The sequence below is a fragment of the Paraburkholderia sp. SIMBA_054 genome, from assembly GCF_046534875.1.
Lineage (GTDB): Bacteria > Pseudomonadota > Gammaproteobacteria > Burkholderiales > Burkholderiaceae > Paraburkholderia > Paraburkholderia hospita.
Genome location: NZ_JAWRXV010001031.1, coordinates 1 through 261, shown reverse-complemented (window position 1 = coordinate 261; position 261 = coordinate 1). Strand labels below are relative to the sequence as shown.

Below are 261 nucleotides of genomic sequence, written 5' to 3'. Positions count from 1 at the left end.
CTCAAGTCACTCAAGCTGCACGGTATGGCTCAGGCACTGGGCGAGCTCGCCGCTCAGGACTCGCCGGCCTACAAGGCGGCTTCACTGGTGCTTGCCGGATTGCTCAAGGCAGAAATTGCAGAACGGGAAGTGCGCTCACTCGCTTACCAGATGAAGGTGGCGCGCTTCCCGGCGTATCGCGATATCGGCGGCTTCGACTTCAGCTGCAGCGATGCCAACGAGGCGCTGGTGCGGCAGTTGTACGAGTGCGAGTTCATCGAC

General features: G+C 61.3%; 1 protein-coding gene. It reads left to right on the top strand.

Annotated features, from left to right (window positions below):
- Window positions 1-261, top strand: a 261-nt coding sequence (locus SB822_RS58280) for an ATP-binding protein (protein WP_410859269.1), incomplete at both ends; no start/stop codon positions are given.